Here is a 19090-nt window from a genome sequence, read left to right as displayed (position 1 = left end):
CGCCGATGATAGTGCGGATACCCGTGTGAAAGTAGGTAATCGTCAGGCTCCTCATGCTCCAAACAAAAACCCCACCCCAAAAGGTGGGGTTTTTGCGTTTGAAGCGCGGCATTTGCATCAACGAAGTCTGTTCCGGTGCCGTTCCAACTCCGATGCGCTGCTTCAGTCGGTAGAATGGCATCGAAAGGTTGTACCCATCATGCCGACCCATCCCGGAGCGCATATGAGAACGAGCCTGTTGATTGCCGCCGTCAGCGCGACGCTGCTTTTTGCGGCGTGCGGCAAGAAGAACGATGCAAGCGAGTCCAGCCTCGGCGAAGCGATTTCCGCCGACATGAAAACGAATCGCGGCTTGCTATGCCTGAATCGCAGCGGCCGCGGCCCCTACGCGTTCCCATCGGCCTATAGCATTCGGGACCTCAACGAATATTCGGCTGCCGCGCTGCGCGAACAGCTCGCTGCGCTCGAAAAGAGCGGGCTCATCGCGCGAGCGGCCCCGACATCCGCGAACGCTAACGCCAAACAGAACGGCCTCGCGTACAGCCTTACGGGCGAAGGGCAAAAGTACGCGGTCGAAACCAACCGGCCCGCCGGCGATCCGAACGCGACGAGCGATCCGCGCGCCTGGATGCTTTGTTACGCGCACGTCAAGCTGGACAAGGTCGTGAGCTGGACCGAGCCCGATCCCACCGCTCACCGTTCCGACGTTACCTACACCTACAAGCTGGAGAGCGTGGCTCCGTGGGCCGACGATCGCGACATCAAGCGCGCTTTCCCGGAGGTAACCGCCTCAGACCGCGAAGCAGGCGAGACGAAGCTGCATGTCATTCTGGAACAGCGTGAAGACGGCTGGGTCCGCGTCGACTGAGGACCATCGCCGCATGTCCGAGCAAGACTTCGATCCTTCCGCCGGCCCGCCGCGCATGTCCGACGTCGCGCGTCTCGCCGGCGTGTCGAAGATGACCGTATCGCGCGTGCTCGCCGGACATAGCGTTGCGTTGGCGACGCGCGAACGCGTGCAGCAAGCTATCGACGAACTCGGCTACGTCGCCGATGCAGCTGCCGGCGCGTTGTCGTCCGGCCGTTCGGAATTCGTTGCCGTGCTGGTGCCGTCGCTTGCGAGCTCGAATTTCTCCGACACGGTGCGCGGTCTTTCCGCGTCGCTCGAACCGCACGGCCTGCAATTGCTGATCGGCGACACGGACTACCATCTGGATCGCGAGGAACGGCTCGTGCGCTCGATGCTGCGTCATCAGCCGCGCTGCATCGCGTTGACGGGCTCGCGTCACACCGAAGCGACGCGCACGCTGTTGCGCCGCTCGGGCGTTCCTGTCGTGGAGATGTGGGATTCGCCTTCCGATCCGATCGATGCCGCCGTCGGTTTTTCCAACGTCAGCGCCGCGCGCGCAATGGTGCGGTATCTGGCGGACGCAGGCTACCAACGCATCGGCTTCCTGGGCGGGGCGAGCGAGCTCGACCGTCGCGGTCTCGATCGTCTGAAAGGCTTTCGTGCGCAGATGAAGGCGCTCGGCCTCGACGATCGACGCATCATCCGTCTCGGCGATTCGCCCATCACGATGAGTCACGGCGGCCCGGCGATGGCCGCACTGCTCGAAGCATGGCCCGACACGCAGGCCGTGATGTGCGTGAGCGACATGTCCGCGTTCGGCGCGATAATGGAATGTCACCGGCGCGGCCTCACCGTACCGGACGATATCGCCGTCGCGGGCTTCGGCAATTTCGAGGTTGCCGCATGCTGCACGCCATCGATCACGACGGTTTCCGTCGACGCATACGGCATCGGCCTGCGCACCGGAGAGACCTTGCTCGCGGCGCTCGAAGCGCGCGATCAGGGCGTTGCTGCACCGCCGGCCAAGCGCGTGCGCGTGGCCTATTCCGTGATAGCGCGCGAAAGCGCTTAAGCCGAAGCAGTAACGCGATTGCGTGCTAACATTGATCGCGATGTTACCGGTAACACCACTATGAACACAGCGTCGAACGACTGTGAATGATGGAGAGACACCTCATGCCCCAACAGAATCCCAAGCGCCTGCGCAGCCAGGAGTGGTTCGACGATCCCTCGCACGCCGACATGACCGCGCTATACGTCGAGCGCTTCATGAATTACGGCCTGACGCGCGAGGAATTGCAATCGGGCCGCCCGATCATCGGCATTGCGCAGACCGGCAGCGATCTCGCGCCCTGCAACCGCCATCACATCGAACTGGCCGCGCGCACGAAGGCGGGCATTCGCGATGCCGGCGGCATCCCGATGGAGTTCCCCGTGCATCCGCTCGCGGAGCAGAGCAGGCGTCCGACCGCCGCGCTGGATCGCAATCTCGCATATCTCGGTCTCGTCGAAATCCTGCACGGCTTTCCGCTCGATGGCGTCGTGCTCACCACCGGATGCGACAAGACCACGCCCGCATGTCTGATGGCGGCCGCCACCGTCGACATGCCCGCGATCGTCCTCTCGGGCGGTCCGATGCTCGATGGCTGGTACGAAGGCAAGCGGGTCGGTTCGGGCACGGTGATCTGGCACGCGCGCAATCTGCTCGCGGCGGGCGAGATCGATTACGAAGGCTTCATGCGCCTGACGACCGCATCGTCGCCGTCGATCGGACATTGCAACACGATGGGCACCGCGCTCTCGATGAACAGTCTCGCCGAAGCACTCGGCATGTCCTTGCCGACGTGCGCGAGCATTCCCGCCGCGTATCGCGAGCGCGGACAGATGGCGTATGCCACGGGCAAGCGCATCGTCGACATGGTGCGTGAAGAGTTGAGGCCGTCGAAGATCATGACGCGCGAGGCGTTCATTAACGCGATCGTCGTTGCATCCGCGTTGGGTGCATCGACGAATTGCCCGCCGCACTTGATCGCGATCGCGCGGCACATGGGCATCGAACTGAGTCTCGACGACTGGCAGCGCCACGGCGAGCAAGTGCCGCTCATCGTGAACTGCATGCCCGCGGGTGAGTATCTCGGCGAGAGTTTTCATCGCTCGGGCGGAGTGCCTGCGGTCCTTAGGCAACTCGACGAGGCCGGACTCATCGCGCGCGATTGTCTGACGGTGTCGGGCCGCACGATCGGCGAGATCGCGAGCGATGCGCCCGCCGCCGACAACGAGGTCATCCGCACGGCGGACGATCCGCTGAAACACGGCGCGGGTTTCATGGTCCTGTCGGGCAATTTCTTCGATAGCGCCATCATGAAGATGTCGGTCGTCGGCGATGCGTTCAGAAAGACCTATCTGAGCGAGCCCGGCGCGGAGAACACGTTCGAAGCGCGCGCGATCGTCTTCGACGGTCCCGAGGATTACCACGCGCGCATCAACGATCCGTCGCTCGAGATCGACGAGCACTGCATTCTCGTGATTCGCGGCTGCGGCACCGTTGCGTATCCCGGCAGTGCGGAGGTCGTGAACATGGCGCCGCCCGCCGAGCTCATCAAGCGCGGCATCGATTCGCTGCCCTGCATGGGCGACGGCCGGCAAAGCGGCACGTCCGCGAGTCCGTCGATTCTGAACATGTCGCCGGAAGCGGCAATCGGCGGCGGTCTTGCGATGCTGCGCACGAACGACCGGATTCGCGTCGATCTGAACGCCCGCAGCGTGAACGTGCTGCTCGACGAAGCCGAACTCGAAAGCCGTCGCGCGCAATCGTCGTTCGCCGCGCCGGTTGCGCAGACGCCGTGGCAGGAGTTGTATCGGCAGACGGTCGGACAGTTGTCGACGGGCGGATGCCTCGAACCCGCGACGCTGTATCTGAAGGTCATCGAAACGCGCGGCAATCCGCGTCATTCACATTGAGCGAGCCGCCATGTCCTACGCCATCTATCCGAGTCTTGCGGGCAAGCGTGTTGTCGTGACGGGCGGCGGCAGCGGCATCGGCGCGGCGATCGTCGAGGCGTTCGCGAAGCAGGGCGCGCGCGTGTTTTTCATCGATGTCGCCGAGGCCGATTCGCGTCAACTCGAACAGACGCTCGCGAGCGAGCAGCATGCGCCGAAGTTCCTTCGTTGCGATTTGCGCGATGCCGGCGCGATCGAGCAAGCCTTCGACGCCATTGCGAGCGAAGCCGGTTCCATCGACGTGCTGATCAACAATGCCGCGAGCGACGACCGCCATCATTGGGACGATGTGAGCGCTGCGTACTGGGACGAGCGCATGGCCGTGAATCTGCGGCATCAGTTCTTCTGCGCGCAGGCGGCCGCGAAGCGCATGCGCGCGCAGAAGCAAGGCGCGATCGTGAACATGGGCTCGATCTCATGGCATCTCGCGCTGCCCGATCTCACGCTTTACATGACCGCGAAGGCCGCGATCGAAGGGCTCACGCGCGGCCTTGCGCGCGAACTCGGCGAGCATGGCATTCGCGTGAACACGGTGATTCCCGGCGCGGTGCGTACGCCGCGCCAGATGAAGTTGTGGCAGTCGCCGGAGAGCGAGGCGCAGCTGCTTGCGCAGCAATGTCTGCATGAGCGGATCGACCCGGAACACATCGCGCGCATGGTGCTGTTCCTCGCATCCGACGATGCGGCGCGCTGCACCGCGCGCGACTATTACGTCGATGCCGGATGGTTCGGCACCTGACGCGTCACCCGATGCGTTACCTGATGGTTACGTCACGCGCACGTCGCGACGCCGCACCACTTTCGGCGTTGGCTTGACCGTCGGCATCGTGCCGCTTTCGATGTAGTGCTGCACGGCGTCGGCGGCTTCGTGGTAGTCGCGTTCATCGAGCCAATGCCAGACCGCAGCGAGAAAGAGGCCGAGCCCCGCGTTTCCACAATGGGCGATGACTTCAGTAATGCCCTCCGCGAGCGCTTCGTCGCGGCCTTCGGGCCGCATCGCGCTCGCGATATGCGATGCCGCGCGGGACACCAGCATGGCGTGCATCGTATGCAATTGCGGGTTGAACGTGTTTGTTGCGTTTCTTCTTTGACTGCCACTCATGACGCCCCCGTCTCTGGCACCGGCCTGCTGCGTGCTGGGATGCGAACTCCGCATCGAAAAAGCAGCACGCGCCGCGATTGGATTTCGAAAACGCCTTGTTTCGGCGCTGGGGCAGTTGAACGCAAGAAGCGGGCCGACTCCGGCTTCTAGCGATGAATTATCTAGCCCGGCCTTGCGGGACGAGGCGCAACGCAATTTTCCGATGATCGGACCAGAGCGCGCACAGCGTGCTCTCCATGCATTCCGTACAATCGACTGCCCGCGATGCGCGCACTTCGTCAAAACATGCATCTCTTCTTCGCTTTTTGGTCCGATGTGTTCGCGCGACGTCCTCATGTCGCGTTGTGCGCGCTCGCGTTGCTCGCGGGTTGCGCGTCAGGCACGCCGGCGCGCAGCCAGGAAGCTGCATCGCGCGAGCCGCAGCCGCTGCATCACGCAAAACGCACTTTGTCGGGCTACGAGAACAACTACGGAACCTTGCCGCGCGAATCGTTCCTGAAGTGGCGCTGGGAGCGCTTCAAGCAAGGCTTGCCGAAGCCGCCGGCGAACGGCTATCACTTTCCGATGGCGCATCCCGACATCGCGTGGCTCAAGGCCAACCGCACCGCCGACACGCTCACCTGGATCGGTCATGCAAGCGCGCTCGTGCAGATCGACGGCGTGAACATCCTCACCGATCCGGTGTTCTCGGAACGCGCGTCGCCGTTCTCGTTCATCGGCCCGAAGCGCAAGACGCCGCCCGGCCTTACGCTCGACGAGCTGCCGCATATCGACATCGTGCTGATCTCGCACAATCACTACGATCACCTCGACAAGCCGAGCGTCGAAGCGCTCAACCGTCAGGCGGGCGGGCCGCCGCGCTTTCTCGTGCCGCTCGGCATCGAACAGTGGATGAACGATATCGGCATAACGAATGTGGAAGAGCTCGATTGGAGCGACGAAACGCACGCGGCCGGCCTCGATATCTGGTTCGTGCCGAGCCAGCACTGGTCCGCGCGCACGCCATTCGATCGCGCGGAAACGCTGTGGGGCGGCTGGGTGGTGAAAACGCCGGCAGGCGCGGCGCGTCCGTATTCGTTTTACTTCGCGGGCGATACGGGCTACTCGCCGGACTTCCGCGATATCGCCGCGCGTTTCGGCGGCTTCGATCTCGCGCTCATTCCGATCGGCGCGTACGATCCGCGCTGGTTCATGCAGGCGCAGCACGTCGATCCCGAAGAAGCCGTGCGCATCTTCCAGGACGTGCATGCGAAAAAGGCGATCGGCATTCACTGGGGTTCGTTCGAGCTGACCGACGAACCGCTCGACGAGCCGCCGCGCCGTCTGGCCGAAGCCGTGCGCCGCGCCGGCCTGCCCGCGGACGCGTTCACCGTGCTGAAACACGGTGAAATGATTCATCTCGACACACCGGATTCAAGCGCAGCCACAATCGGCCGTTAACACGGTGTGGCAGCGCGTCTTTCACGCGCGGAAATCCATCTGCATCCGCGACGCCTCGCGTTTCTCGCGCGGCGCGCGGTCGTCCTTTTCCAGTTATAGGGCTCAAACGCGTGAAGCAACTGTCCATCCGGCATCGCATTCTGGCGAGCTTCGGCATCATCCTTACCCTGATGCTCGTCATGGCCGCATTGTCATACACGCTGCTCGGCGGAATCGATCGCGAAGCAAAGAGCCTCGAAGACGATTCGATGATCGGCTTCTCGGTCTCCAACGACCTGCGCGCGGCCTGGATCGAGAACTACACGCTGACGCAGCGGCTCGTCTTCATCGACCGCGACGAAGAGCAGATACGCCGCGACACGCAGCATCTCGCCGAAACGCGGGCGAGCATCGACAAGCTGCTGGAAACGTACGCGCCGACCATCTTCGAAGAAGACGACCGTCGCCTCTTCAACGAATTCAAGCGCCAGCGCGACCTCTACCTTCCGGTACAGGATCAGACGCTGCGAGAGCTCGCGAGTGCGAAGGACGCGGCCGTCGCGACCTTCAATACGCGTCTCACGCCGGCGTGGGAAGCGGGTCAGGCCGCGACGCGCGCGCTCGTCGAGCATAACGAAGTCTTCAACGCGAAATCGGTGCAAAGCATTCGCGGCTCGGTGCAGAAATCGGAAACGACGCTCATCGTCATCATGGTCGTGGCGATCGGGGCGGCGGCGGTGCTCGGCTTCATGCTGATGAAGGCGCTGACGGTGCCGATGCTGCGCATGGTCGACGTCGTCGACAAGATGCGTACCGGCGATCTCACACAGCGCCTCGCGCTCGCGCGCCGCGACGAGTTCGGCACGCTGGAGGCGGGCTTTAACCGCATGACCGATGAACTCACGGGCCTCGTCGGCCAGGCGCAGAAATCGGCCGTGCAGGTGACGACGTCGGTATCGGAGATCGCCGCGACCGCGCGCGAGCAGCAGGCCACGGCGAGCGAAACGGCCGCGACGACGACGGAAATCGGCGCGACGTCGCGGGAAATTTTCGCGACCGCGCGCGATCTCGTCCGCACGATGAACGAAGTCTCGGGCGTGGCGGAGCAATCGGCGGCGCTCGCGGGCACCGGTCAGGCGGGGCTTACGCGCATGGAGGAAACCATGCGCCTCGTGATGGAAGCGGCAGGCTCGGTGAACGGCAAGCTCGCGATCCTCAACGAGAAGGCGGGCAACATCAATCAGGTCGTCGCGACCATCACGAAAGTTGCGGATCAAACCAATCTGCTTTCGTTGAACGCGGCGATCGAAGCGGAAAAGGCGGGCGAGTACGGGCGCGGCTTCGCGGTGGTCGCGACGGAAATCCGCCGCCTCGCCGATCAGACGGCGGTCGCGACGTTCGACATCGAGCAGATGGTGAAGGAGATTCAATCGGCGGTCGCGGCGGGCGTGATGGGCATGGACAAGTTCTCGGAGGAAGTGCGCCGCGGCATGCTCGACGTGCAGCAGGTAGGCGGACAGCTTTCGCAGATCATCCATCAGGTGCAGACGCTCGCGCCGCGCTTCTCGATGATCAACGAAGGCATGCAGACGCAGGCGACCGGCGCGGACCAGATTTCGCAGGCGCTCTCGCAACTCTCCGAGGCCGCGCAACAGACGGCCGAGTCGCTGCGCCAGTCGTCGCAGGCAATCGACGATCTCACGCACGTCGCGAACGGTCTGCGCACGGGTGTGTCGCGCTTCAGAATCGCCGCTTAAAGGCGCGCCGCGATGCTCTTCGTCCAGTTCACGCTCGACGCCGACCGCTATCTTCTCGACAGCGCGCAGGTCGAGCGCATGCTGCCGCTCGCGCCGCTGAAGACGCTGCCGGGCGCGCCCGCATGGGTCGCGGGCGTGCTCGACTGCGAAGGCGCCAACGTGCCCGTCATCGATCTCGCGGCGCTCGCGCTCGCGCGTGCCTCGCACGAGAGAGTGTCGACGCGGCTCGCGCTCGTCGCGTATCCGCGTTGCGGCGACGACGGCGCGATAAAGCATCATCGGCTCGGTCTTCTGCTCGAACAGGCGACGCGCACCGTCACCTTCGATGCCGCTTCGTTCACCGATGCGGGCATCGACACGCCGCACGCGCGCTATCTCGGTCCGCTCGCGCGTGACGAGCGAGGCCTGCTGCAATGGGTTCGCATCGAGCATCTGTTGCCCGATGACGTGCAGACGCTGCTCTTCGCCGGGAGCGAAGCATGAGCGCGCTGCCGAGCGCCTTCGCGGACGAAGCATTCGGCGTCGGCCGCTTCATTGAGCTGTTGCATCGCACGATCGGCCTCGATGCCGAATCGATCGGCGCGAACGCCGTATCGCGCGCGGTGCGCGAACGCTTCCACCTGTGGCGCGACGAGCAAGGCGGCACGCTCGACGATTACTATCGCGCGGTGATGCAGGACGGCGCGCGCATGCAGGAGTTGATCGAAGCGGTGGTCGTGCCGGAGACGTGGTTCTTCCGCGATCCCGAAGCGTTCGCCGCCCTCGCGCGACTTGCGCGCGTGCGTCTGCATGAACGGCCCGCGAAGCCGCTGCGCGTGCTGAGCGCGCCGTGCTCGACCGGCGAGGAAGCCTATACCGTCGCGATGGCGCTGATCGAAGCGGGCATCGCTGCGGAGCGCTTCACCATCGACGCGATCGACGTGAGCGAACGCGCGCTCGCCATGGCGCGCCGCGCGCATTACGGGCGCAACGCGTTTCGCGGACGCGCGCTCGGTTTTCGCGACCGTCATTTCCGCGCGACCGATGGCGGCTGGCAGCTCGATCCCGCCGTCGCACAGAGCGTGCGCTTCTCGCAAGCGAATCTGCTGCAACTCGATACGCATGCGTTCGAGCGCTTCGATTTCATTCTGTGCCGCAACGTGCTGATCTATTTCGATCGCGATACGCAGCGCGCCGTTCTGCGCGTGCTCGATGGCTTGCTCGCAGAAGGCGGCACGCTGTTCGTCGGTCCGGCGGAGACGGGTCTTCTGATGCGCGAGGGCATGAGTTCCGCGAACATTCCGCTCGCCTTCGCGTTCAATCGGCCCGAGCGCGAGCGCGCGAACGTGTTCGATGGTGCATGGCCGAGTCCGCAGATCATCGCGAAGCCGATGAAGCCCGCGTTCGTGTTGCCCGCATGGGCGAGTGCGCCGACCGTCGTTCGTGCGATGCCGGTTGCGAAGCCGCACGCCGAACCCGCGCCGCCGGCAAGTCTTGCGCACGCGCGTCAACTCGCCGATGCCGGCCAGCTCGACACCGCTGCGAATGCCGCGCACGCGTATCTCGACGCGCATCCATCGAACGCGGATGCGTACTATCTGCTTGGCGTGATCGCCGATGCGCGTGGCGAGCATCAGGCATCGCGCGGGCATTATCGTCGTGCGTTGTATCTCGATCCCGCGCATCGCGAGGCGCTCACGCATCTCGCCGCGTGTCTCTCGCTCGACGGCGATGAAAGCGGCGCGCGTCTGCTGCTCGCGCGTGCGCAACGCGTCACGGAGCGCGCGCGATGAACGCACGCGACATCGGCGTCACGAACGATATCGACGATTGCTGGAACCGCATCGGCGTGCGCGGCGATGCATCGTGCCCGAAGCTCGAACGCTACGTGCATTGCCGCAATTGCCCGGTTCATGATGAAGCGGCAGCGCGCGTGCTGGATCGCGTGGAAGCGCGTACGTCGATCGTCGCTTCGGCGGTCGTCGAACGAGGCGACAAGCAAACCGATACGCTCTCATGTCTCGTGTTTCGCATCGGCGGCGAATGGCTCGGCTTGCCGACGAACCTCTGCGCGCAAGTGGCGCAATTGCGCCCGGTGCACTCGCTGCCGCATCGGCGCAATCGCGCGGTGCTGGGCGTCGTGAACGTGCGCGGCAGATTGATCGTGTGCGCTTCGCTGGCGCGGCTGTTCGGCATCGAAGCGGACGAAAGCGCTGCAAAAAACGTATCGCTCGATGCCCGCGAACTCGGGCGTCTCATCGTCATGCAGTGCGGCAATGGCGATCACGAAGGACCGATCGCTTTTCCCGTCGATGCCGTCGACGGCGTGCATCGCTTCACGCAGGCGCAGCTTCAGCCGGTGCCCGCGACGCTCGCCCAGCGCCTGTCGTCGAACGCGCATGCGGTGGCCGCGTTCAGGCACGCGACCGTCGGCCTGCTCGACGCCGATCGACTCATCGACAGCCTGAACCGGAATCTCACATGACGAGCATCGATGCGGGAGGTTCGTCGCTGCTCGACCTCTTTCAGGAAGAAGCGCGCGGGCAGGCGCAGATTCTTTCTGATGGCCTCATCGCGCTCGAACGTGCGCCGCGCGATCCCGTCACGCTCGAAGCGAGCATGCGCGCCGCGCATTCGCTGAAGGGCGCGGCGCGTGTCGTTGGCGTGCCGGTCGGCGTGACGCTCGCGCATGTGATGGAAGATTGTTTCGTCGCAGCGCAGGAAGGGCGCATCGTGCTCGATGCGGGTTACATCGACATGCTGTTGCGCGGTGTCGATCTGATCGTGCAGATCGGCGAGGCGCGCGATATCGATGCACAGACCGCGCTCGAACGCGAAGTCGATGCGTTCGTGGATGGCCTCAGCGCGCATATGGAAGGCGCAACATCCCAACGCGAACTTACACCGACGAAACCGTCCGAGCCAATTCCGGCACCATCGCGCACGAACGAAGCTCGCATGTTGCGCATGCGCGCGGACACGCTCGATCGTCTGCTGAGTCATTCGGGCGAATCGCTCGTCGAATCGCGCTGGCTGAAGCCGTTTTCGCAATCGATGCTGCGCGTGAAGCGCGTGCAGCACGATGCGAGCCGCGCGCTCGAACGCCTGCACGAATCGCTGACCGATTCGAACGCCGCGCAACTCGATGCACGCACACACGCCGCGCTCGACGAAGCGCGTCGTTTGACGGCGGAAGCGCATCGTCAGTTGAGCGAGCGTCTGGCTGAACTGGAAAACTACGACCGGCGTTCGACGCATCTCGCGCAGCAGATCTACGACGAAGCGCTCGCGTGCCGCATGCGTCCCTTCGTCGATGCAACGGGCGGCTTCGCGCGCATGGTGCGCGATGTCGCGCGTGGACTCGGCCGCGACGTGCGTCTCGTCATCGCGGGCGAATCGACGCAGGTCGATCGCGACATTCTCGATCTGCTCGACGCGCCGCTCGGGCATCTATTGCGCAACGCGGTCGATCACGGCATCGAGCCGCCCTCATTGCGCCGCGCGCTCGGCAAGCCCGAAACCGGCACGATCACGCTCGAAGCGCGCCATAGCGCGGGCTCGCTTTTCATCAGCGTGTCCGACGACGGCGCGGGCGTCGATCTCGATGCGCTTCGCCGCGCGGTCGTGCGCAAGCATCTTGCGAGCGAAGACACAGCCGCGCGCCTCACGGAAGCGGAACTGCTCGAATTTTTGCTGCTGCCCGGCTTTTCGATGCGCGATGCCGTCACCGATGTATCCGGCCGCGGCGTCGGCCTCGATGCGGTGCAGGACATCGTGCGGCAAGTGCGCGGCAGCGTGCGCGTGACGCAGGAAACGCATGTGGGCACGCGCATCGCGCTGCAATTGCCGCTGACGTTGTCGGTGATCCGCAGCCTGATCGTCGAAGTGGCGGGCGAGCCCTACGGACTGCCGCTCGCGCATGTCGCGCGCACGCTGGTGCTGCCCGCGAGCGCCATCGACATGCTCGAAGGCCAGCAGCATTTTTCCTTCGACGGCAAGCGCATCGGCCTCGTCACCGCGCATCAGATTCTCGAAACCGCCGCGTTCGAAGCCGCGAGCGAAAGGCTCAACGTCGTCGTCATCGGACAAGGCGCGGCGAGTTACGGCATCGTCGTCGATCGCTTTCTCGGCGAGCGGATGCTCGTGGTGCAACCGCTCGACAAGCGCCTCGGCAAGGTGCGCAACATCGCGGCGGGCGCGCTGATGGAGAACGGCGATCCGCTGCTCATCGCCGATCTCGACGACTGGCTGTGTTCCGTCGAGAAGCTCGTCGGCAGCGGCGAGCTCGGGCGCGTCGGTGCCGGCGCTTCGCGCGCACGCGTGGCGAGCGCGAAGCGCGTGCTCGTCGTCGACGATTCGCTCACCGTGCGCGAACTCGAACGCAAGCTGCTCGCGTCGCGCGGCTACGACGTGTCCGTCGCGGTCGATGGCATGGACGGCTGGAACGCGGTGCGCGGCGCGGACTTCGATCTCGTCATCACCGATATCGACATGCCGCGGCTCGATGGCATCGAGCTCGTCACGCTCGTCAAGCGCGATGCGCAACTCGCCGCCCTGCCGGTGATGATCGTGTCGTACAAGGATCGCGCGGAAGATCGTCAGCGCGGCCTCGACGCGGGCGCGGACTATTACCTCGCGAAAGGCAGCTTCCACGATCAGGCGTTGATCGATGCCGTGCGCGATCTCATCGGCGAGGCGAAGACATGAAGATCGGCATCGTCAACGATGTTGCACTCGCGGTGGAAGCGTTGCGTCGCGCGCTCGCGTCGCGGCCCGACTTCGACATCGCGTGGATCGCGCACGACGGCCAGCAGGCGATCGACTATTGCGCGGCGCACACGCCCGATGTCGTGCTGATGGATCTCGTGATGCCGAATGTCGATGGCGTGCAGGCGTCGCGGACCATCATGGCGCGTTCGCCGTGCGCGATTCTCGTCGTCACGGTCGATGTCGGCGCGAACGCATGGCGCGTCTATGAAGCGATGGGCGCGGGCGCGCTCGATGCCGTCGATACGCCCGCGCTCGCCGGCGCCGATGCGCGTCGCGGTGCGGCGGCGCTGATCGCGAAGATCGATCAGATCGGCGCGCGGCTCGCATCGTCGAGCGTTTTGCCCGCAACGAAGAGCGGCGATCGTCTCGTCGCGATAGGCGCATCGGCGGGCGGACCGTCCGCGCTCGCGACACTGCTCGGCGCGTTGCCGAAGCATTTCGCGGCGGCGCTCGTCATCGTGCAGCACGTCGATCGCGCGTTCGCCGAAGGCATGGCGCAATGGCTCGATGCGCAATCGGCGCTGCCCGTGCGTATCGCGCGTGAAGGCGACAGGCCCGCGCCCGGCGAAGTGCTGCTCGCCGCGACCAACGATCATCTGCATTTCGCCGACGCCACGCGCCTAGGCTACACCGCGCATCCGGAGCAATTGCCGTATCGCCCGTCCGTCGACGTGTTCTTTCAGAGCGTGACCGAGCGCTGGACCGGACGCGCAGTCGGCGTGCTGCTGACCGGCATGGGCCGCGACGGCGCGATCGGACTGAAGGCGATGCGCGCGAAGGGTTATCACACCATCGCGCAGGACGAGGCGACGAGCGCGGTGTACGGCATGCCGAAGGCGGCGGCCGCGCTCAACGCGGCGGCGTCGATACTGCCGCTGCCGCGCATCGCGGATGCGATCGCCAAGGCGTTCGACTGAGCTCAGCGAAGCACATCAACCAAGGACACGCGTTTCATGAAAACTCCTCATCCCGATCCGCTGGCCGAGCGCGCGAAACGGGCCGCGGCCGCCGCGTCGGCGAGCATCGAGCGCGCGGGCTCGCGTGCAATCGCGGACGAGCGCGCCGTGTCCGATCTGCTCGCCGCCGCATTGAACGCGCCGCCCGCCGCCGAGTTGCCGGTGATGGTGCTGCTCGTCGACGATCAGGGGATCATCGCGGAAGCGTTGCGCCGCGCGCTCGCCGAAGAGCGCAACGTCGATCTGCATTACTGCGCGAATCCGGAAGAGGCGTTGCGCACCGCGCAGGAAACGCGGCCGACGGTGATCCTGCAGGATCTCGTGATGCCCGGCGTCGATGGCCTGACGCTCGTGCGTCAGTACCGCGAGCATCCGGCGACGCGCGATATCCCGATCATCGTGCTCTCGACGAAGGAAGAGCCGCGCATCAAGAGCGCGGCATTCGCGGCGGGCGCGAACGACTATCTCGTGAAGCTGCCCGATACCATCGAGCTCGTCGCGCGCGTGCGCTATCACTCGCGTTCGTATCAGAACCTGCTGCAACGCGACGAAGCGTATCGCGCGCTGCGTCAGTCGCAGCAGAAGCTGCTCGAAACGAATCTGGAATTGCAGCGCCTGACGCATTCGGACGGGCTGACGGGTTTGTCGAATCGCCGCCGTCTCGACGATTATCTGAACGCGGAATGGCGGCGCGCCGCTCGCGAGCATGCGTCCATCGGCTTTCTGATGATCGATGTCGATAACTTCAAGTCGTACAACGACACGTATGGCCACGTCGCCGGCGACGATGTGCTGAAGCTCGTCGCGCATACGATCGAATCGAGTCTCGCCAGTCCGACCGATCTCGCCGCGCGCTTCGGCGGCGAGGAATTCGCGGTCGTGCTGCTCTCGACATCGGCGCCGGGCTTGCGTCTGCTCGGCGAGAAAATACGCATCGCGGTCGAGGCGCTGGACGTGCCGCATGCGGGTTCGTCGAGCGGGCGCGTGACGATCAGCGTCGGCGGCGCGATACAGATGGCGATGCACGACGATGCGTCGAAGCAGCTCGTCGAAGCCGCCGATCTCGCGCTGTATCGCGCGAAGAGAGACGGGAAGAACCGGGTGATCGTCACCTGACGAAAAAACGCGCGGCCTTCGTCGAAGCCCGCGCGTTTTGCTTTACGGCGTGTGCTGCGTGAATGGCGTCATCGCCTGAACACGCCGAGCAGCAAGGTCGCCAGAAAGATCACGATAAAGATGAAGAACAGGATCTTGGCGATTTCCGCCGCGCCCGTTGCGATTCCGCCGAAGCCGAAGACGGCCGCGATGATCGCGATGATGAAGAAGATGACAGCGTAACGGAGCATGTTGCCCTCCTTGGTGGATCGGATGATCGGTTGATCGGTCGATATGCAGGCGGATCGATGCCGCCGCTTTCGCTCATCGGTTTTCCCGCGCATCGTTCAAAGCAACGGACGTGCCCAGCGCATCGCCCGCGTGCCGGAGATGCAAAAACGCCGCAATGAAAGGAACATTGCGGCGTCGCGGATCGCGCTTGCCTTCGCGCGATGTGTCCGGCTGTCGAGGCTAACGGCCTAGTGTGCGATCGGAGTCGGTTTCATCGTCGTCGTCTTCGTCGTCGACGCTGTTGAGCGCATCCGGCAGGTTGTTCTCCAGTTCATCGCGTTCGATCTGATCGGCTAGGTCGAGGGATTTGCGCGTGGCGGGACCGGACGGGCGATTGGCTCCAGACATGGCGTACTCCTTGAACAGATTTCAAAGCCGCGCCGACGATTCGGCGCGAACCAACGGACTAGCAAGGCTTGTACGCGCCGGGCTGAATAGTCCGCCTTAAAGGATCGCTTAAGGATCAGTTGAGGATCGTTCGGGCGGAAAGGTGAACAGACCGTGCTGACGATAAAGAAACGCAGTCCCAATCTTGCAAGCAGGACGGCAGATTTTGCGTGCCGGCGCGTAAGGCCAGTATGCACCGGGACGCGCGTCGAGGCAAAGACGACGCGCGTGTTTCGGATCGCGCATCAAGCGAAAAAATGGGCGACGATCGGATACAGCGACAACACGAGCAAGGCGGCCATCGTGATGTTGAACATGCGCAACCGGCGCGGATCCGCGAGAAAGCGGCGCAGCGACGTGCCGAACGCGGCCCACATCGTGATGCACGGCAAGCCGATCACGACGAGCACGACGGCCATCAGCGCGGCGTTCAGCGAAAGACTCGCGTGCAGGTGGATCGTGCTCGCGGCGGTGAGCACCATCATCCACGCTTTGGGATTGATCCACTGGAACGCGATCGCTTCGTGAAAGCGCATCGGGCGCGCCTTGCTGTCGCGCATCTGCACCGACGACGACGTGCCGATCTTCCACGCCAGATACAGCAGATACGCGACGCTCGCCGCTTCCAGCACCGTGTAGAGGATCGGCAGACGCTCGAACGCCTGCGCGAGCCCGAGGCCGACCGCGATCATCAGGATCGCCATGCCCGCGCTGATGCCGAGCATGTGCGGCAGCGTGCGCCTCAACCCGAAATTGACGCCCGAGGCGAGCAGCATCGTGTTGTTGGGACCGGGCGTGATGGTCGTCACCAGCGCGAACAGCGCGGCGGCTGGAAGGGCGTTCAGAAGTTCGGTGGGCATGGCGCGCTCCGCAATGAAGGATTCGATGAGCGCCAAGTGTACGGAAGGTGTCCGGTACAGTACCGGTACAGATTGTCAGGTGACTTCCTGTACGGTGTCCGGACGCGACGGGCCGTCGCGCCCAGCCAACCTCCTTACACGGGGAACGGATTGCGTTCCGCGAATCCCTGTTGATGCCAGTACGGATACGCGGGCCGCACCGCGCTCGCCTCATCGAGCTTCTTCACCTGTTCCGCCGTGAGGTTCCAGCCGACCGCGCCGAGGTTCTGCCGCAGTTGCTCCTCGTTGCGCGCGCCGATCAGCACGGTCGCGACCGTGGGGCGCTGCAGCAGCCAGTTGAGCGCGATCTGCGGCACGCTCTTGCCGGTTTCCTCGGCGATGGCGTCGAGCGCATCGACGACGCGGTACAGATATTCGTCCGGCACCGGCGGCCCCATGTCGGCGGTTTTGTGCAGACGGCTCGTCGCGGGCAGCGGCTGGCCGCGCCGAATCTTGCCGGTGAGGCGTCCCCAGCCGAGCGGGCTCCAGACGATCGCGCCGACGCCCTGATCGATGCCGAGCGGCATCAGCTCCCATTCGTAATCGCGGCCGATCAGCGAGTAGTAAGTCTGATTCGCGACATAGCGCGGATAGCCGTAACGGTCGGCCACATCGAGCGATTTCTGCAAATGCCAGCCCGAGAAATTCGACACGCCCGTATAGCGGATTTTTCCGGCGCGCACGAGATCGTCGAGCGTGGAAAGCGTCTCTTCGACGGGCGTTTTCGCATCGAAGCCATGCAACTGGAACACGTCGATGTAATCCGTTTGCAGGCGTTCCAGTGCCCCGTTCACGGCCTTGATGAGATGAAAGCGCGACGAACCGACGGCGTTCGGGTCGTTGTCGTCGAAGCGGAAGGTCGCCTTGGTCGAGACGATGACCTTGTCGCGCCGGCCCTTGAGCGCCTCGCCGAGTATCGATTCCGACGTGCCGCGCGAGTAGATGTCGGCGGTGTCGAACATCGTCACGCCCGCGTCGAGGCAGATGTCGACGAGCTTGCGCGCTTCGCTCACGTCGGTCTCGCCCCACGCCTGAAAGAGTTCGCCCTTGCCGCCGAAAGTGCCGGTGCCGAAGCTCAGGACGGGAACCTTGAAGCCCGAAGCACCGAGATGTCGATATTCCATTGCGTGTCCTCGTGGATGAAGTCCATCGACGAGACTACCGCAACGGCTCGACGCATGCAGCGTCCGCGTCAGCGATGCCGCGCCGCGCGTTCGCCGAGCGAATCGTAGATCGGCGGCACGCGCAGGAGCATCGGCACGATCATCGCGGTGAAGCAGGCGGTGAGCATCGGCAGAAGCAGCGTGAAGCTCGCCGTCATTTCCGTGACGAGCACGATGCCCGTCACCGGCGCGCGCACCACCGCGACGAAGAACGCCGCCATGCCGACCACCGCGAACGTGGCGGTGTCGCCGGCGGGGCTCGCCATGCCGGGAAACCAGTCGAGACACACGCGGCCGAACACGAGGCCCGTCTGCGCGCCGAGCGCGAGCATCGGCGCGAAAAGGCCGCCTGGCGTGCCCGCCGCATACGACACCGGGCCGAGCACGAAGCGCAACGCGAACATCGCCGTCACGCTCGCGACGGTTCCCGCGCCGAGCAGCGCGCGCTCGGTCAGCGCATCGCCGCCGCCGGCGAGAGCCGGCGCGAACCACGCGAGCAGGCCGACCGCCGCGCCGACCACGGCGGCGCGCGCCGTCGCATGTTTCACCGATGCGGGCGGCGCGATCGAGTCGGCGACATCGAGCGTCCAGAGAATCACGCGGCTGTACAGCGCGCCGAGCAGCCCCAGCAACAGGCCGAGCACGAGATGCGCGCCGGTCATCTCGAAGCCGGGAAACGGCTGCGCGGGCAGATGAAAGTCGGGCAGATCGCCATGCAGCAGACGCGCCATCGCGATCGCGCTCGCGGATGCGCCGAGCGCCGCGACCGCCGTGCGGGTATCGAAACGGCGCATCAGTTCTTCGAGCACGAACACTGCGCCCGCGATCGGCGCATTGAACGCCGTGGCGAGCCCCGCGCCCGCGCCGGCCGCGAGCAGCACACGGCAATCGCCGGCATTGCGCCTGAAAGACGTGCCGATGGCATGTGCGATCGATGCACCCATCTGCACGGTCGGACCTTCGCGGCCGAGCGCGAGCCCCGCGCCGATGGCGAGCACGCCGCCCACGAACTTGATCGGGATGAGCACGAGCGGCGCAGGCGGCACGCTGCCGTGCAGCACCGCTTCGACGTGTGGAATGCCGCTGCCGCTCGCCATCGGCGCGAAACGCGCGACGAGCCATGCGGCGAGCGCGGATGCCGCCGTCGCCGCGAGCACGACGAGCACGATCGCCGCATCGTGGCCCGCGTGCGCCCACGCGACGAACGCGTTGCGCCAGATATCGCCGCGTTCGAGCGCGAAGCGAAAGAGCACGCCGATCGCGCCCGTCGCCGCCCCCACGACCACCGATGCCGCCGCGAGCGGAACGAGTCCTGCGCGCTCATCGTCCTGATTGGTGACTTCGTTATCGTTCATCGCGCATGTCGCTCCGGAATCGGCATGTGCAACGAAGCGTAACATCGCGCGGCGCGGCGGGCATGGG

The 19090-nt window shown here is 65.0% G+C and carries 18 protein-coding genes; 12 read left to right on the top strand and 6 right to left on the bottom strand.

What is annotated here, in order from left to right; genetic code table 11:
• From QCE49_RS31140 to QCE49_RS31125, 4 genes are all read left to right on the top strand, one after another.
• On the top strand, positions 1–868 hold an 868-nt coding region (locus QCE49_RS31140), incomplete at its 5' end, for a hypothetical protein (protein WP_309806703.1).
• A gap of 13 nt (positions 869–881) precedes the next feature.
• Positions 882–1922: a LacI family DNA-binding transcriptional regulator gene (locus tag QCE49_RS31135; protein WP_250436091.1), complete on the top strand. Its 1041-nt coding sequence runs from the start codon at positions 882–884 to the stop codon at positions 1920–1922.
• A 104-nt stretch (positions 1923–2026) separates the two neighbouring features.
• Positions 2027–3811 carry an IlvD/Edd family dehydratase gene (locus QCE49_RS31130; RefSeq protein WP_008352778.1) on the top strand — a complete coding sequence of 595 codons (1785 nt, stop codon included), beginning with the start codon at positions 2027–2029 and terminating at the stop codon, positions 3809–3811.
• 10 nt (positions 3812–3821) lie between these two features.
• A complete protein-coding gene (locus QCE49_RS31125) occupies positions 3822–4589 on the top strand; it encodes an SDR family NAD(P)-dependent oxidoreductase (RefSeq protein WP_008352779.1) in 768 nt (255 codons plus the stop codon).
• A gap of 27 nt (positions 4590–4616) precedes the next feature.
• Here QCE49_RS31125 and QCE49_RS31120 read toward each other — a convergent pair whose 3' ends face one another.
• Complete coding sequence (locus QCE49_RS31120; protein WP_239294385.1) at positions 4617–4886, bottom strand: hypothetical protein; 270 nt, start codon at positions 4884–4886, stop codon at positions 4617–4619.
• Between the two features lie 330 nt (positions 4887–5216).
• Here QCE49_RS31120 and QCE49_RS31115 point away from each other — a divergent pair, with 330 nt between their 5' ends.
• The 8 genes from QCE49_RS31115 to QCE49_RS31080 all read left to right on the top strand — a co-directional run bounded on the left by QCE49_RS31115 (position 5217) and on the right by QCE49_RS31080 (position 14949).
• Positions 5217–6392 carry an MBL fold metallo-hydrolase gene (locus tag QCE49_RS31115; RefSeq protein WP_250458044.1) on the top strand — a complete coding sequence of 392 codons (1176 nt, stop codon included), beginning with the start codon at positions 5217–5219 and terminating at the stop codon, positions 6390–6392.
• A 110-nt stretch (positions 6393–6502) separates the two neighbouring features.
• A complete protein-coding gene (locus QCE49_RS31110; RefSeq protein ID WP_250458043.1) occupies positions 6503–8128 on the top strand; it encodes a methyl-accepting chemotaxis protein in 1626 nt (541 codons plus the stop codon).
• A 12-nt stretch (positions 8129–8140) separates the two neighbouring features.
• Entirely contained in the window at positions 8141–8611 is a 471-nt protein-coding gene (locus QCE49_RS31105) for a chemotaxis protein CheW (RefSeq protein ID WP_008352785.1), read from the top strand.
• On the top strand, positions 8608–9900 hold the full coding sequence (locus QCE49_RS31100) for a protein-glutamate O-methyltransferase CheR (RefSeq protein ID WP_250458042.1): 1293 nt from the start codon (positions 8608–8610) through the stop codon (positions 9898–9900). The genes QCE49_RS31105 and QCE49_RS31100 overlap by 4 nt, the downstream gene beginning before the upstream one ends.
• Positions 9897–10592 (top strand): chemotaxis protein CheW, encoded by a 696-nt coding sequence (locus QCE49_RS31095; protein WP_250458041.1) that lies wholly within the window; start codon positions 9897–9899, stop codon positions 10590–10592. The genes QCE49_RS31100 and QCE49_RS31095 overlap by 4 nt, the downstream gene beginning before the upstream one ends.
• The gene (locus QCE49_RS31090; RefSeq protein WP_250458040.1) at positions 10589–12814 is read left to right on the top strand and encodes a hybrid sensor histidine kinase/response regulator; all 2226 of its coding nucleotides are present in this window, start codon (positions 10589–10591) and stop codon (positions 12812–12814) included. The genes QCE49_RS31095 and QCE49_RS31090 overlap by 4 nt, the downstream gene beginning before the upstream one ends.
• Positions 12811–13794: a chemotaxis response regulator protein-glutamate methylesterase gene (locus tag QCE49_RS31085; RefSeq protein WP_250458039.1), complete on the top strand. Its 984-nt coding sequence runs from the start codon at positions 12811–12813 to the stop codon at positions 13792–13794. Before QCE49_RS31090 ends, QCE49_RS31085 begins: the two co-directional genes overlap by 4 nt.
• A gap of 36 nt (positions 13795–13830) precedes the next feature.
• The gene (locus QCE49_RS31080; RefSeq protein WP_284504115.1) at positions 13831–14949 is read left to right on the top strand and encodes a diguanylate cyclase; all 1119 of its coding nucleotides are present in this window, start codon (positions 13831–13833) and stop codon (positions 14947–14949) included.
• A gap of 68 nt (positions 14950–15017) precedes the next feature.
• On the opposite strand, the gene QCE49_RS31075 is transcribed toward QCE49_RS31080, so the two are convergent.
• From QCE49_RS31075 to clcA, 5 genes are all read right to left on the bottom strand, one after another.
• The gene (locus QCE49_RS31075) at positions 15018–15179 is read right to left on the bottom strand and encodes a DUF1328 family protein (protein ID WP_008352793.1); all 162 of its coding nucleotides are present in this window, start codon (positions 15177–15179) and stop codon (positions 15018–15020) included.
• A gap of 220 nt (positions 15180–15399) precedes the next feature.
• Positions 15400–15567 (bottom strand): hypothetical protein, encoded by a 168-nt coding sequence (locus tag QCE49_RS31070; RefSeq protein ID WP_160172929.1) that lies wholly within the window; start codon positions 15565–15567, stop codon positions 15400–15402.
• 284 nt (positions 15568–15851) lie between these two features.
• Complete coding sequence (locus tag QCE49_RS31065) at positions 15852–16466, bottom strand: LysE family translocator (protein ID WP_250458038.1); 615 nt, start codon at positions 16464–16466, stop codon at positions 15852–15854.
• Between the two features lie 134 nt (positions 16467–16600).
• Entirely contained in the window at positions 16601–17629 is a 1029-nt protein-coding gene (locus QCE49_RS31060; protein WP_250458037.1) for an aldo/keto reductase, read from the bottom strand.
• A gap of 68 nt (positions 17630–17697) precedes the next feature.
• On the bottom strand, positions 17698–19023 hold the full coding sequence (gene clcA, locus QCE49_RS31055; RefSeq protein WP_008352796.1) for a H(+)/Cl(-) exchange transporter ClcA: 1326 nt from the start codon (positions 19021–19023) through the stop codon (positions 17698–17700).
• Positions 19024–19090 lie beyond the last annotated feature (67 nt).

The sequence above is a fragment of the Caballeronia sp. LZ008 genome, from assembly GCF_031451435.1.
Classification (GTDB): Bacteria; Pseudomonadota; Gammaproteobacteria; order Burkholderiales; family Burkholderiaceae; genus Caballeronia; species Caballeronia zhejiangensis.
Note: the sequence above shows the minus strand (reverse complement) of the source record. Positions and strands in the feature narration are given on the sequence as shown.